This window comes from Hyphomonas chukchiensis (genome assembly GCF_000682695.1).
GTDB classification, from domain to species: Bacteria; Pseudomonadota; Alphaproteobacteria; order Caulobacterales; family Hyphomonadaceae; genus Hyphomonas; species Hyphomonas chukchiensis.
Map to the genome: position 1 here is coordinate 45,316 of NZ_AWFG01000012.1, position 13,296 is coordinate 58,611.

Genomic DNA, 13,296 nt, shown 5'->3' on the forward strand with positions numbered 1-13,296 from the left:
GCCTATTGCTGGGTCGGGGTTCCGGCCGCATTGGCGCGGCGCACCTGCGCCTGGTACAACGCCACGAAGTCGACCGGGTCGATCAGCAGCGGCGGGAAGCCACCTTCGCGTGTGATTTCTGCAATGATGCGGCGGGCAAACGGGAACAGAAGGCGTGGCGCTTCGATCAGCAGCATCGGCTCCAATTGTTCCTGCGCAACATTCTGCAGCTGGAACAGGCCCGCATAGTCCAGTTCGGAAATGAACATCACCTTGCCGTCGGCCAGGGCCTTGGCGGAAAGCTTCAGGGAAACCTCATACAGGCCATTGCCATCCGCATGCGGCGCCGCGCCGACATCGATGCCCAGATCGATATTGGGCTGTGACTGGACAGGCGCATGCCCCGGGTTTTCGAAAGACAGGTCTTTCACATATTGTCCCAGAACGCGCATGATGGGCGCTGCGGGCTTCTCGCCATTTGGGTCTTGCGGGGGATTGGGGTTTCCCGGTGCGCTCGTGTCTGTCATGATGTTTCCTCTACCTGGATCGCACCGCGCGCCTAGCATGCGCCCTCCAAAGGCGCAACGTTCACTGGCGTTTGTGGCCGCGCGTGCCTATCTAGGGATAAGAGGCCGGATACTTGAAGGAATTCCATAAGACATGTTCGACCCAGTGATCGAGGTTTTAGTTCTGGCGGCCGTCGCGCTGATTGTCCTGTCGCGCCTGTACATGGCGCTCGGGCGGGGCGGTAATGACCGGCCCGTGCAGCGCCCATCCGCTTCGCCCGCGCCTTCCGAGACCAATGTGGCGGAGCTCGCCGAGCGTCGCGAACGGCGTGTCAGTGACGAGCGCCCCATCTTCACCGGGCCTGCTGCTGGCGGCCTGGAAGACATCTACAATGCGGATAACAGCTTTACCGTGTCCGGCTTCATGCAGGGCGCCAAGATGGCCTACACCATGATCGTCGGCGCTTTCGCCAAGGGCGACCGTGCCGCGCTGCGCCCGCTTCTGGACGATGATGTCTATGAGGCCTGGGATGCCGCCATCACGGCCCGCCAGACAAGCGGCGAAAAGACGTTCGAACTCTTGCGCATCAAGCGGGCCGAGATCGAAAGTGCGGAGCTCGATGGCGATACCGCCCGCGTGGTTGTGCGCTATGAGGCCGAGCTGGGCGATGGCGAGATCACCCGAACGGCCAAGGAACACTGGACCTTCATGCGCAATGTCCGCGGAACGGATCCGAACTGGATCCTTGATGACGTTGATACGGTCGACTGATCGCCCTCCAGGCAATTCCTGACAGTTTTGGATGACAGCTGCGCGCAAAGCGGGCCATAAAAGCCCATGCTTCGCACACTGGCTATTGCTTTCCTGTCGCTCGCGCTTGTCTCGTGCCAGAGCACGCAGGCGCCCCGATCCGCGCCGTCACAGGCGGGGCCTGTCCTCCTGCCGCCGCCCGGCGTCGCATCCGGGGCCTATGGGGATTTGCCCGGCTGGTCCGGCGTCAGCCTGATGGACAGCGTCCAGGCTTTCCAGCGCAGCTGTACCAAGCTTCAGGCGCGGCCCAAAAATGCCGAACTCTCCGCAAAGGCCACCTGGGCAGGGCAGGTTGGCGAATGGCTGCCGGCCTGCGCCGCCATGGCCCGTGTCCGGGACGAGGCCGGCGCCCGCGCCGCCTATCAGAGCCTTTTCACGCCCATCGAGGCCCTTTCGCCTGATGGCAACAGCCGCTTCACCGGCTATTTCGAACCGACCTATGAAGCGCGCCGTACGCCTGTGCCGCCCTTCACCGAGCCGGTCCCCGCCGTGCCCGCAGATCTCATCCCGAACGGCGCATCGCCGCTTCAGCGCCTGCCGGACGGGCGCACCCGCCCTTATCCGTCGCGCGAGGAAATCAGCCGCGCGGGTGTCACGCCCATCGCCTATGCCCATCCGTCAGATGTCTTCTTCCTGCAAATCCAGGGGTCCGGCCGGCTGACCTTCCCCGACGGGTCCACAACACGGGCCGTGTACGCCGCGCATAACGGGCACAAGTTCAAGTCCACCGCCAACTGGCTCATCGAAACCGGCCGCATCACGCGCGGGCAGGCCAGCATGCAGGGCATCCGCGCCTGGATGGACCGGGCCGGGCCCGCCGAGGCCCGCCTCGCGATGAACCAGAACCCGCGCTACGTCTTCTTCCGCGCCGAGCCGGAAGGTGACCCAACCCTCGGCCCGGTTGGCGCGCAGGGGGTCCCGCTCACGCCGCTCGCCTCGATGGCGGTCGATACCGATATCCAGCCGCTCGGCATGCCCATGTTTGTCGAAACGAGCGCGCCCGGTCTCGGCGGGCATTGGTCGGGCCTCCTCATCTCGCAGGACACGGGCGGCGCCATCAAGGGGGCCGTGCGCGGTGACCTCTATTTCGGCACGGGCACCGACGCCGGCTCCCGCGCCGGCACCATGAATGCGCCCGGCCGCCTCTGGGTCCTCTTGCCCCGCGCCGTGGCTGACCGGCTCCTGCGCAACATGATGGTGTCGGAAGCCCCGGGTCTTGGCGATCCGCCCGCAGCGCCCTAGACGGGCCCCATGTCGAAGCGCCCCCTGACCCCCGAAGAAGCCAAGGCCTGGTCGCGCGTCGCGAAATCCATCAAACCCATCGGCCCGGCGCCGGAAGACTTCGGCGCGCTGATTTCTGCCCTCGAAGCGGGCGAACCGGACCAGAAAGCCCCCGCGAATGGTCCGGGAATACCCACCAGGCGCCCCGCAACGCCCCGTGAAGTACCCGCGAACGGTCCGGGAATACCCGTCGGTGGTCCGGCAAATCGCGGCAGGGAAAAGCGCGTGAAGCGGGGCAAACTGGTCGTCTCAGCCACGTTCGACCTGCACGGCCACACGCAGGCCACAGCGTCGCGCGCCCTGCCCGGCTTCCTGGCCAATGCCCAGGCAGACGGGTCGCGTTGTGTATTGGTTATTACAGGGAAGGGCCGTCTGGGCGAAGGCGTGCTAAAGCGCAACTTCCTCGCCTGGCTCGACACGGATCATGCCCGCACGCTTGTGTCAGGCTACGCCGAAGCGCACCAGCGCCATGGCGGCGCCGGTGCGTTCTACGTGTTTCTTCGTAAACTGCAGTCCTGACTGCAGATTTGCCTAGCTGAAGTCGCGGAAGACGTCGGCCGCAGACACGTCCTTCTTGTGACGATCATCTTCCTGCTCGGCTTCATATGCAGCCGCATCGTCCTGCGTCGGCACAAGGCCCGGACCTTCCGTATTGAGGCTCTTTTCAGCCTCGATACGGCGGCGCTTGTCCGCCGATTTCGCGATCACTTCATCGAGCTCGATCTGGGTGCAAAGGCCCAGCGTAACGGGGTCAACCGGACGGATGTTCTGCGAATTCCAGTGCGACTTGTCCCGCACATTGTTGATCGTCGACTTGGTCGTGCCGATCGTCTTGGAAATCTGCGCGTCCGACACTTCCGGGTGGTTACGGATGAACCAGGCCACGGCATCAGGCTTGTCCTGACGGCGAATGACCGGCGTATAGCGGCTGCCCTTGCGCGGCGGCTGCGGGATGTGCGCGATCTTGGACGCGGCAACTTTCAGAACATAATCAGGGTTCTCTTCGCCGCGTGCGATCTCTTCGCGCGACAGGATGCCGCCAGCGATCGGGTCAACGCCGCGCATGTTCTCGGCGACGTCCCCATCGGCGATGCCTTTGACTTCAAGGTGGTGCAGGCCAGAGAAAGCTGCGATTTGCGTGAAGGTCAGGGTCGTATTGTCCAGCAGCCAGACGGCTGTCGCCTTGGGCATCAGAATCTCGGACATGGGATGTCTCCTTGGAGCACGTTGGGGCCTGAAATGCAGCCGCCCGACACATCGTGCCGGGCGGTCAAGGTTTCAGGCAAGCTTGGAACCTGAAAACATTATAGATCATGCGATGCTGAATGAAAAGGCATACGTCTCAGAGGGTGAGAATGATCTTGCCCGAATGAGCGCCTTTTCCCATGTAAGCCTGCGCCGCTTCAGCGTCTGACATGGCGAATGTCTTGTCCAGAACGGGCTTGATCCGGCCCGACACGACATGCGGCCAGAAATCCTTTTCCACCGCATCGCGAATGCGCTGCTTCTCCGGCACAGGCCGGGCCCGTAGCGTGGTAGCAGCCAGCGTCAGCCGCTTCATCAGCACCGGCGCGAAGTTGACCTCGGCCGTGAAGCCATTCTGGTAGGCGATATTGACGATCCGGCCGTCGACCTTTGCCGCGCCGATATTCTTCTGCACATAGTCGCCGCCGACCATGTCGAGCGTGACATCGACGCCACCTGCCTCGCGGACAACAGCCTCGAAGTCCTCGGTCTTGTAATTGATCGCCCGGTCCGCGCCGAGCTCTGCAGCAAGGGCGCATTTCTCGTCGCTTCCGGCCGTGGCGAAAATCTTTCCTGCCCCTGCAACGCGCGCCATCTGGATGGCCATGACGCCAATCCCGCTGGTGCCGCCATGGCAGAGGAAATCCTCGCCCGCCTTCAGGCCGACCCTGTCGAATACATTGGCCCACGCCGTGAACAGCGCTTCGGGAAAACAGGCGGCATGTGCCATGTCCATGCCTTCAGGAACGGGTAGGAGCGAGCCCTGGTCCACGGCCGCAAACTCCGCATAGCCGCCACCCGCCAGTAGGCCGCAGACCGGATCCCCCACTTTCCAGCGCGGGACGCCCTCGCCGAGTGCCTCGATATGGCCGGCGATTTCCAGCCCCATGATATTGGATGCGCCGGGCGGCGGCGGATACGCGCCCTTGCGCTGGATCAGGTCCGCGCGGTTGAGACCGGCTGCGGCGACCTTCACGAGCACTTCGCCCTGTTTGAGTGTTGGCACTTCCACGTCGCCAAGGCGGAGCGGTGCGCCTTCCTCAACGATTACGGCTTTCATCATCTCGGTCATGGCGTCGTTCCTTCATGAAAATGGCGGTCGGGGAGTCGCTTCTAGCCCGCCTTTCTGTTTTTATGAAAGCCTACCGGCTTAGGCAGCGAAGGAGAGGCCCCTTGTTTGAAGAAGAACCGATCCTGACAAATCGCGGCCAGACACTGGATCAGATGTCGATCGACGAGCTGCACGCCCGCATCAGCACCTTGCGCGACCAGATCGCGGCATGCGAGGCTGAAATTGCGAAAAAAGAGGCCCAGAAATCTGCGGCCGACGCCCTGTTTGGCGGAAAGAGTTAAGGCCTCGGCAATGGGTTATGACTTAAGTATTGAGATTGCAATTTGTGTTCTGAGGTCTTGAAGATGGCGGCAAACGGGTCACCCGACAACGGCTCCGACAGCCTCAACTCTTTCACCGGCGGGAAACTTTTCGACACTGTGTTCGCGAAGGGCATGGCGCTGGTTGAGGAAACAGCGTCCTATCTCGACGGCCCCGGGCGCGATCACGCCCGCACATTGCCGCGCGAGGCAGGCCTCACCTATTCTGCCTGGAGCATGGAGCTGACGACGCGCCTGATGCAGGCGGCGAGCTGGTTGGTCATGCAAAAAGCCGTGCGCGACGGCGAAATGCGCCGCGAGGATGCCTCCGCGCGCAAGTATCGCGTCAACCGTGATGATCCGCCGCTTGATGCCGATGCCCAGCGCGACAAGGGCCTCCCCCCCCGCTTTCTGGAACTCGTGGCGCGTTCGGAAGCCCTGTTCGAGCAGATCTGCCGTCTGGATCAGGCGCTCTATAATGCGCCCATGCCGGGCCAGGCCAAGAATGTCGTATCAGACCAGATTGCGCAGCTGCAAAGGGCGGCCGAAACCGGCGCTTTCGATCCCCTGATGGTCTGGCATCGCGCCAAGTAGCCGTCAGGCCGCCGTCGGGGGCGGGGGCAGCAGGGCTGATGAGCGGCTGAATCTGGCCGATTTGATGCGCAGCCGCATGGGCCTGCGATAGAGCACGTTCAGCTGCGTCCGGCGCACGAGGCGGTGGAAGCCAAGCGACAGGGCCACCGCGCCCAATGTTGTTGTCAGGATAACCAGGCCCGCGTGATCAATCTCGCCGCTCGCGATCAGGCCGCGCTGCATCAGCGTGACCGGTATGGCGCATGTCAGATAGACAATCAGGCAATGACGCCCGGCATACCCAATGATCGACAGCCATTTGATACGCGACAGCATCAGGCCAAACGCGATCATTGCCCCCGTGCCCGCAAAACCCAGCGCCAGGCTGATCAGCGGCAGACCGGCGACGTGAAGGCCAACGAACGCCGCATTGGCAACCGCCCATCCGATCAGCGCGCGTCCGGTCTGTGCCCCATGCCCGGCAACACGCTCAGCCATCTCGAAGACCACCGGCGCGGCAATGTAACCGGCAAAGAAGAAGACGTACCAGCGGCCGAACTCGTTGAGGACGACGGATCCTGTCTCGATCCAGCCCGTCGTAAAAGCGATCTGCAGACTTGCCGCGATGATGAATACCTTGCGCGCCGGCACGCGTCTTACGAGCCCGGTCACGGCGTGAAAAACGGTCAGCATGTAGACCAGGACCAGGCTTTCGCGCGGCTCGATCAGCGCAGCGAGGAGGTCGCCCGCGAAAACGTGCGGAGCGCTGAACAGCAGCCCGTTGTTGAGGACGACATCCTGCAACACGAGCCAGACAATATAAAAATAGACGAAGTGAAGGATCTTGCGATCAATATAGTGTCTGGACGGCCCGAAGAGCGTTCTGTTGAGAAACAGCGCCGCAAGAAAGAAGAAAGCCGGCATTAGAAATGGCTGCGCCCAGGACATGACCGGACCCATCCAGCCCGTCTGCATGCCTGAGGCGGCAAACCCTTGCGTCGCGAACAGGGTCACAATGAGAATGATGCACGCGCCTTTTGCGTGATCGACCCAATTTACACGTCCCAGTGGCATTTCCTGCACTCCCCGTCGTTTTACGGGGGATCCGTGCAAGATTCATGCTGATTGGCGGCGAGGATCGATCAGAAAGTCGCGTAGACCCTGAGGAAATTGCCCGCCTGTTCGGCACAAAAGCCCTCCCGGACAGGCGCCCGCATGATCATCAGGCGGTGCCAAAGGGGGCCCAGCAGAAGTTCCAGAACTTCATCGAGATCGAAATCGCGGCGAATGACTTTTTTTCCTGCGAGTTCGGCGAGCAGCATGCGCAGGGGCTGGCGGATGTCCCGGCCAATCCAGGCGCGCCAGACTTCTCCGGCCTCCTTGTCGTCAACGGCGGCCAGCAATGCCACGCGCAAGACGGCATGTCCCTGCCCGGTCCGCGCTGTTGCTTCGAGCGGGACGATGAGCGCCGTCACGCGCTCCTGCGGGTCGCGGCCGCCATCCGGGCTATCAGGGATCAGCGCGAGCGCCGCGTCGACGCACATGGCGCCAATCGACGGCCACCAGCGGTAAATCGTCTGCTTTGAAGCGCTGGCCCGTTTGGCAACGCTGTCGACGCTGAAGCCGCGCCAGCCCGTTTCGGCCATTTCAACGCGTGTGGCTTCAAGGATCGCGGCTTTCGATTCTTCGCTGCGCGTCGGGCCCTTGCGGGATGTCTTGGAGCCGTCGGTCGTAGTCGCCATTGAAGTCTCCTGGAAAGGCGAGGAATGGTCATGGGTCCCATGACGCCTATTTTGTTATTATAGACATATCGCTAACAAATTGTCCCGATTCTGCTTGCCGATTACGCATTATGGATTACGTCTGCGGCGCAGAAACAGGAATATACGACATGAAATCGATTGATGACCTGATTTCAGGCTACCGGCGCTTCCGCGCAGGCGATTATGCCCAACAGGCAAATCTTTATCGTGAACTCGGCCAGGGGCAGGATCCGAACATCATGCTGATCGCCTGCGCCGATAGCCGCGCAGAGCCGTCTGACATTTTCAATGCCGCGCCGGGACAGCTGTTTGTGGTTCGCAACGTGGCCAATCTGGTGCCGCCCTATCAGCCCGATGGGGGCCTGCATGGTGTCAGTGCGGCGCTGGAATATGCGGTGAATGTTCTGAAGGTTGGCCATATCGTGGTGATGGGCCATGGCGGCTGTGGCGGCATTGCAGCCTCACTGGATGGTGCGGGTAATCCGGCCATTGGCGAATTCGTGACGCCTTGGGTCCGTCTTCTCGAAAAGGCCCGGGAGCGGGTTGTCGAGAGTGGCTCGGTGAACCCTCAGTTTGCCCTGGAGCTTGAAGGCATCGAGACCTCGATTGGCAACCTCATGACTTTCCCGTTCGTCGCACAGGCTGTTGAGGCAGGCGAGCTGTCACTCCATGGCGCCTGGTTTGCCATCGTTCATGGCGAGCTTCACTGGCGCAACGCGAAAACGGGTCGTTTTGAGGTGATCTCGGCTACTTAGCAGTGGTCAGGAAGGCCGCGAACCCGGCCGAGACGAGCATTGCAGCAGCGGCCGCGCGGTTGAACCAGAGCGCAAAAGCGGGGTTCCGGAAGCGGTGGTTCATGGCATCGGCGGCCCAGGCATAGACAGTCAGCCCCAGCATTTCTGTCGCCGTGACGGTGACCATGATAATCGCGGCCTGCATGATGACCGGGTGATCGGCATCGAAATAGCTGGGCAGCAGCAGGCCAAAGAATACGAGCGCGTTGGGATTGAGCAATTGCAGGCCTATGCCCCGGCCAAAGAGGCTCGCTTTCGGTGGGGCTTGCGCGGCGCTGGCACGTGGCTGGGTCGGATCCCCGGTTGCCATGGTCCAGGCAAGCCATGCGATGAACACGAGGCCGGCGAGCTTCAGGGCCAGCAGAACGGTGGGTGCACTCGCGGCAAATGTCGCGAGGCCCGTTGCCGCAAGCGTGATCCAGACAAGATTGGCCGTCGATATGCCGACGGCCGGAACAAGTGCCGTCCCCGCGCCATAGCGCAAGGATGTACTCATCACCATCATGACGGCGGGTCCGGGCGTCAGGCCGCCCGCAAAGAACAAGGCCAGCAGCGCAAGCCAGACGGTTAAGTCCATGAATGCGTCCGCCGCCTGGCTTTAGCCTTTTTTGCCGCGCTCGACGGCCAGCGAAATCAGCTCACGCGCCTTTTCGATGCCGTACCAGCCTTCGATACGTGTCCACTTGCCTTTTTCGAGATCCTTGTAGTGCTCGAAGAAGTGCGCCGTCTTGTCGATCAGCGTCTGTGGCAGGTCGTGATAGGTCGCGATCTTGTCGTAATAGGACGTCAGCTTGTTATGCGGCACGGCGAGGATTTTCTCGTCGGGGCCCTTGTCATCGGTCATCATCAGGACGCCGACAGGGCGTGCACGCACGACACTGCCCGGAACCAGCGGACGATTGCCAACGACCATCACGTCAATCGGATCGCCATCAAGGCTCAGCGTGTGGGGCACGAAGCCGTAATTACAGGGGTAGCGCATCTCGGTGTAGAGATAGCGGTCGACGAACATGGCGCCGGAAGCCTTGTCGATCTCATACTTGATCGGGTCGCCGCCGAGTGGGACTTCGATCAGGACGTTCAGGTCATCAGGTGGGTTCTGGCCGGTTGAGATCTTGGAAAGGTCCATGGGACGAAGCTCGCTTGTCTGATCAGGGAGGAATTGATTTTGCTGGCGAGCCGGATGGCCTGTCGCAGCGCTCAGGTCAAGAGTTCGCAGTGTCCCAGAGGGTTAACCCGCCATTCACGATGCAGGCCAGGGATGGGAATCAAAGATGGTCATTTCGATCGACCCGTCTGCTAGCTGGCGAACCGCGCGCACGAACTCCTGGCTGACTGGCACAGAAAAATGCGTCTTAAGGGCATCCGCATCGGACCAATATTCAAGAAAAACAAGCCTGTGGCCGTTCTCGCAGTCCACATGCACATTGTGGGCAATACAGCCAGGCTCAGCGCGCGACCGCGCGACATGCTCCAGCGACAGGGCAAGTATGCGCTCATGGTTGTCCGGCGTGGTCGCGACACTCCCTGTGACGATAATCATCTGAAAACATCCAGTGCTTGCGGGCCTAATCCCGTTTGACCGCATAATTGAAGCTGATGGAAAGCCGGGGAATGTCGCTCCGGTTTGGCATTACTTCATGGCGGAGCCAGCTTTCCCAGAACATGGCGTGTCCCTGGGTGGGGGTGACGTAGACGAAGCGGCGGGCGGCTTCAGGAGCGTCGTCTTCGGGCTGCGGGGCGGCCATCATGAAGGCGAGCCGGGGGTCTTCGAATTTGAGCTGACCTGCCCCTTCCGGAATGGTCACGTAATAGGTGCCGGAGATGACGCTGCCGGGATGGATATGGCCGGAATGACTGCCGCTCTCGCCGAGGATATTGACCCATAGCCCGTTCAGCTCAAGCGCCTGGTCCTGCATGTCCCAGTGCAGATCGCGGGCATAAGCCTCCGCTTCGGAATCGAGGAAAGCCCTGAGCTCGGCGATTTCCGGGAAGCGTTCCGGCAGGTCGTCGAGCGAGGCATAGGACGTGTAGCCGTCATAGCCTTCGCTGTCGCACCAGTCATTGCCTGCCTCGTCCTCGTCTTCCAGCAGCCAGCAAACTTTTTCGAGGGAGGCCCGCAAAGCGTCATTACCGATTTCGGCATGCCGGATGAGGGTCGGGAAGAGCGTCTGGAGGGGCATTTAAGGGTATTCCCGGGCCGTTCCGTGGGCGTTCACGGGTTATCTGTGGGGCGGAGCGTGGTACTTCGCGGACCGTTCCCGGTCCGCGAAGGGTGTCTTCTATTCCGGTTTGACGAATTTGAGCGTCATCCGGTCGCTTTCGCCGATATCGGCATAGAGCGTCGGATCGAAGCCTTCCGGCGTATTGCCGTCGGAGTCGGTCGTGGTGCTGACCGGGGGCAGCGTCCAGACGCCGAAGGGGTGGTCTGTCGTATCGGCCGGGTTGGCGTTGATTTCGCTCGAGCCGACAAATTCGAAGCCCGCCGCAATGGCGCGCGCCTTGATGAAGTCTTCGTGCACATAGCCGGTCGAACCGGTCGGATCCTGCGTCGCGGTGGATGGCAGGCGGTGCTCGACGACGCCGAGAACGCCGCCCGGCTTCAGGGCCGCATAGGCATCGGTGAAGAATTTCTCGGTATAGCCGCCGGACATCCAGTTATGCACATTGCGGAAAGTCAGCACGGCATCGGCGGTGCCCGCTTCCGTCAGCGGGCCGCTGACGCCGGAAAAGACGCTGTATTCGATCGTGCCATAATGCGGATCGGTATAATTGGATTTGAACTCGGCGAGACGGTCCAGGGTGCGCTGCTTGCGTTCCTCGTCCGGGGCTGCGGCCGGATCGAAGCCTGCCGCGATAAGCTTGCCGCCGCCGGCCGCCAGGTAAGGCGCGAGGATATTGGTGTACCAGCCACCGCCGGGCCAGATTTCGACCACGGTGTCACTCGGTTCGACGCCGAAGAATTCCAAGGTTTCGACGGGGTGGCGCCATACGTCGCGGGCCTTTTCAGCGTCGGACCGGCCAGCATCATTAACCGCCACCTGGAGCGGGCTGAGCGCAGCGACTTCGGGGGCCTCGGCCGGCGGTGTTTCGACAGGGGCCGGTGTCTCCGGTTGCCCACATGCAGCGAGCAAGCCAAACGCGGCACCCGCGAACAGGAAATTCTTCATCGCCTTCTCCTTCATTGACATCTTGAACACCCCCTTACGCTACCCAAATACTAATTGTCACGGTGCCGCAATGCGGGCCGGGGCCGGGAAATGTGCCAGCGCCGATGACGGGCTGGGTGTTCACATCGCCCGAAACGAACCGAGGGCCTGTTTGCTGCAGGCCACTCACAGTTGCTTCAGACTAGAGGACTGTTTCCATGAGCAATATCGATTTGACCCCCCTTTACCGCACAATGGTCGGCTTTGACCGCATGGCCACGATGATCGACACGGCGTCGCGTCTCGACGGTACGCAGGGCTATCCCCCTTATAATATCGAGCGTTCAGGCGAGAATGCCTTTGCGATCGAGATTGCCGTTGCAGGCTTTACCGAGGCCGATCTCGACATCGAGACCAAGGAAGGCCAGCTGACAGTCGCCGGCAAGAAAGGCGAAAACGAGGATGGCGACGGCCGCGAATTCCTCCATCGCGGCATTGCCCAGCGCAGTTTCATCCGTCGTTTCCAGCTTGCTGATCACGTGATTGTGACCGGCGCTGCCCTCGACCATGGTGTGCTGCGTATCGATCTCGTCCGCGAGCTTCCGGAAGAAAAGAAGCCCCGCAAGATCACGATCGGATCGGACGAGACACGGGCTGAGCCAAAGCTGATCAGCAAGAAGGCAGCCGGTAGCGCGGCCTGATTTTCAGCTCGCTGGATATCCGGAACGGCGCGTCCCAAGGGGCGCGCCGTTTTTTCATGCCTTGGTGAAATGCCTGTCCGCACCCGTCCGCTCAAGGAAGTCTTTCAGGGCCGCGTCCTCGGCGGTGGCCGAGACGGCCGCGCGCAGGGATTTGAAAGCACGCGCTGCATAGCGCTGGGTGGCCTGCTCAAAAGCGCCATCTGTGAGGGTAACGGAAAAACGTTTGCGATTGCGCGCGGCGCTGGCCGCATTGGCACTGGCCCATGGCAGGTAAGTGAGGCTGAGTTCGTTTCCGAAAAGCGGGGCGAGCGTTTCTTCCAATGCGCTGAGGTCTGCAAACGGACCACCGGCCTGTGGCGCCTCCATGAAGGTGCACCAGGCCGCCACGAAAGGCGCGCGATCGCGCAGCCAATTGCCGGGCGTCGGGTCGAGCAGCATCTGCTGGAACTGGGCTGCAAGCGCAAAGTCTGCCACTGAAGGACGGCCACCAAAGAGGCAGAGATGATTTTTCAAATGGTCATTGAGACACAGGGCGAAGCGGCGCCAGGAGGCGTCGAGCGTTTCGCCATTGTCGGCCTCGGCACCAACGAGTGAAAGCCGCGCTGTCATGCGTTCGACAATCTGCTTCTGCGGCGCCTTGCGGGCGCGCGGCGGCTTGCCGTCATAGAGCTGGGCGAGCACGCGCAAGGCGGCGGCCTCGCGGTCGGGCGACTGGCCCCAGCGCTGCTGGAACATGCATTTGTTCAGCCACTCGTCGGCATAATCCTCGAGGATGAGGGCGAGCATGGCGCAGGCCGGATCATCGGGCACCGAAGAGGGCTCGGCATGGTCCGCTTCGATCGCCGCCAGCATGGCGGTTGAATCCTGGCTGACAGGACGCGTCGGCGAAACAAGCAGGGGAACGGTCGCGAAGGCCTGCGCATTGGCCTGGAATTCAGCCTCATTGCTGCGCGAACGCGTGATCCATTCGAAGGGCAATTCCTTGTAGGTGAGGAAGGCCTTCACCTTGAGAGAATATGGAGACGTGTCTGCGCCAAACAGACGATAATTGGTCATAACGCTACCCTTCCGGTCTGGCCCCTCTCTAGGCACTTCACCCCCAACTGCCAAGCAGCGTTTGCCG

The 13,296-nt window shown here is 61.8% G+C and carries 18 protein-coding genes; 7 read left to right on the top strand and 11 right to left on the bottom strand.

Going from position 1 to position 13,296, the window contains the following annotated elements; genetic code table 11:
* Positions 1 to 2: 2 nt before the first annotated feature.
* Entirely contained in the window at positions 3 to 506 is a 504-nt protein-coding gene (gene secB / locus HY30_RS04835) for a protein-export chaperone SecB (RefSeq protein WP_034737692.1), read from the bottom strand.
* 133 nt (positions 507 to 639) lie between these two features.
* Between secB and HY30_RS04840 the strand changes: the two genes are divergently transcribed.
* From HY30_RS04840 to HY30_RS04850, 3 genes are all read left to right on the top strand, one after another.
* Positions 640 to 1,257 carry a Tim44/TimA family putative adaptor protein gene (locus HY30_RS04840; RefSeq protein WP_034737694.1) on the top strand — a complete coding sequence of 206 codons (618 nt, stop codon included), beginning with the start codon at positions 640 to 642 and terminating at the stop codon, positions 1,255 to 1,257.
* 66 nt (positions 1,258 to 1,323) lie between these two features.
* On the top strand, positions 1,324 to 2,538 hold the full coding sequence (gene mltA / locus HY30_RS04845) for a murein transglycosylase A (RefSeq protein ID WP_051614850.1): 1,215 nt from the start codon (positions 1,324 to 1,326) through the stop codon (positions 2,536 to 2,538).
* 9 nt (positions 2,539 to 2,547) lie between these two features.
* The gene (locus HY30_RS04850; RefSeq protein WP_034737696.1) at positions 2,548 to 3,096 is read left to right on the top strand and encodes a Smr/MutS family protein; all 549 of its coding nucleotides are present in this window, start codon (positions 2,548 to 2,550) and stop codon (positions 3,094 to 3,096) included.
* 12 nt (positions 3,097 to 3,108) lie between these two features.
* Here the strand turns inward: HY30_RS04850 and HY30_RS04855 are convergent, their stop codons facing one another.
* The gene (locus tag HY30_RS04855) at positions 3,109 to 3,783 is read right to left on the bottom strand and encodes a DUF1013 domain-containing protein (protein ID WP_034737698.1); all 675 of its coding nucleotides are present in this window, start codon (positions 3,781 to 3,783) and stop codon (positions 3,109 to 3,111) included.
* Between the two features lie 136 nt (positions 3,784 to 3,919).
* The gene (locus HY30_RS04860) at positions 3,920 to 4,894 is read right to left on the bottom strand and encodes an NAD(P)H-quinone oxidoreductase (protein WP_034737700.1); all 975 of its coding nucleotides are present in this window, start codon (positions 4,892 to 4,894) and stop codon (positions 3,920 to 3,922) included.
* 14 nt (positions 4,895 to 4,908) lie between these two features.
* Between HY30_RS04860 and HY30_RS04865 the strand changes: the two genes are divergently transcribed.
* Both HY30_RS04865 and HY30_RS04870 read left to right on the top strand, forming a co-directional pair.
* Positions 4,909 to 5,175 carry a DUF1192 domain-containing protein gene (locus HY30_RS04865; RefSeq protein ID WP_241765648.1) on the top strand — a complete coding sequence of 89 codons (267 nt, stop codon included), beginning with the start codon at positions 4,909 to 4,911 and terminating at the stop codon, positions 5,173 to 5,175.
* A gap of 63 nt (positions 5,176 to 5,238) precedes the next feature.
* The gene (locus tag HY30_RS04870; RefSeq protein WP_034737704.1) at positions 5,239 to 5,787 is read left to right on the top strand and encodes a DUF1465 family protein; all 549 of its coding nucleotides are present in this window, start codon (positions 5,239 to 5,241) and stop codon (positions 5,785 to 5,787) included.
* A 3-nt stretch (positions 5,788 to 5,790) separates the two neighbouring features.
* Here the strand turns inward: HY30_RS04870 and HY30_RS04875 are convergent, their stop codons facing one another.
* Both HY30_RS04875 and HY30_RS04880 read right to left on the bottom strand, forming a co-directional pair.
* On the bottom strand, positions 5,791 to 6,840 hold the full coding sequence (locus tag HY30_RS04875) for an acyltransferase family protein (protein WP_034737706.1): 1,050 nt from the start codon (positions 6,838 to 6,840) through the stop codon (positions 5,791 to 5,793).
* Between the two features lie 68 nt (positions 6,841 to 6,908).
* Entirely contained in the window at positions 6,909 to 7,508 is a 600-nt protein-coding gene (locus tag HY30_RS04880) for a TetR/AcrR family transcriptional regulator (RefSeq protein ID WP_034737708.1), read from the bottom strand.
* Positions 7,509 to 7,657: 149 nt separating this feature from the next.
* Here HY30_RS04880 and HY30_RS04885 point away from each other — a divergent pair, with 149 nt between their 5' ends.
* Positions 7,658 to 8,284, top strand: coding sequence for a carbonic anhydrase (locus HY30_RS04885; protein WP_034737710.1), 627 nt, complete (start codon positions 7,658 to 7,660; stop codon positions 8,282 to 8,284).
* Here HY30_RS04885 and HY30_RS04890 read toward each other — a convergent pair.
* The 5 genes from HY30_RS04890 to HY30_RS04910 form a co-directional block, all read right to left on the bottom strand.
* The gene (locus HY30_RS04890) at positions 8,277 to 8,900 is read right to left on the bottom strand and encodes a LysE family translocator (RefSeq protein ID WP_034737712.1); all 624 of its coding nucleotides are present in this window, start codon (positions 8,898 to 8,900) and stop codon (positions 8,277 to 8,279) included. The genes HY30_RS04885 and HY30_RS04890 overlap by 8 nt on opposite strands.
* Before the next feature lie 21 nt (positions 8,901 to 8,921).
* On the bottom strand, positions 8,922 to 9,452 hold the full coding sequence (gene ppa, locus HY30_RS04895; protein WP_034737714.1) for an inorganic diphosphatase: 531 nt from the start codon (positions 9,450 to 9,452) through the stop codon (positions 8,922 to 8,924).
* 114 nt (positions 9,453 to 9,566) lie between these two features.
* Positions 9,567 to 9,866, bottom strand: coding sequence for a putative quinol monooxygenase (locus HY30_RS04900; protein WP_034737716.1), 300 nt, complete (start codon positions 9,864 to 9,866; stop codon positions 9,567 to 9,569).
* 25 nt (positions 9,867 to 9,891) lie between these two features.
* A complete protein-coding gene (locus HY30_RS04905) occupies positions 9,892 to 10,506 on the bottom strand; it encodes a TIGR02466 family protein (RefSeq protein ID WP_034737718.1) in 615 nt (204 codons plus the stop codon).
* Between the two features lie 99 nt (positions 10,507 to 10,605).
* Complete coding sequence (locus tag HY30_RS04910) at positions 10,606 to 11,514, bottom strand: class I SAM-dependent methyltransferase (protein WP_241765649.1); 909 nt, start codon at positions 11,512 to 11,514, stop codon at positions 10,606 to 10,608.
* A gap of 176 nt (positions 11,515 to 11,690) precedes the next feature.
* Here HY30_RS04910 and HY30_RS04915 point away from each other — a divergent pair, with 176 nt between their 5' ends.
* Entirely contained in the window at positions 11,691 to 12,173 is a 483-nt protein-coding gene (locus HY30_RS04915) for an Hsp20 family protein (protein ID WP_034737722.1), read from the top strand.
* Positions 12,174 to 12,227: 54 nt separating this feature from the next.
* Here HY30_RS04915 and HY30_RS04920 read toward each other — a convergent pair whose 3' ends face one another.
* On the bottom strand, positions 12,228 to 13,229 hold the full coding sequence (locus HY30_RS04920) for a glutathione S-transferase family protein (protein ID WP_034737724.1): 1,002 nt from the start codon (positions 13,227 to 13,229) through the stop codon (positions 12,228 to 12,230).
* Positions 13,230 to 13,296 lie beyond the last annotated feature (67 nt).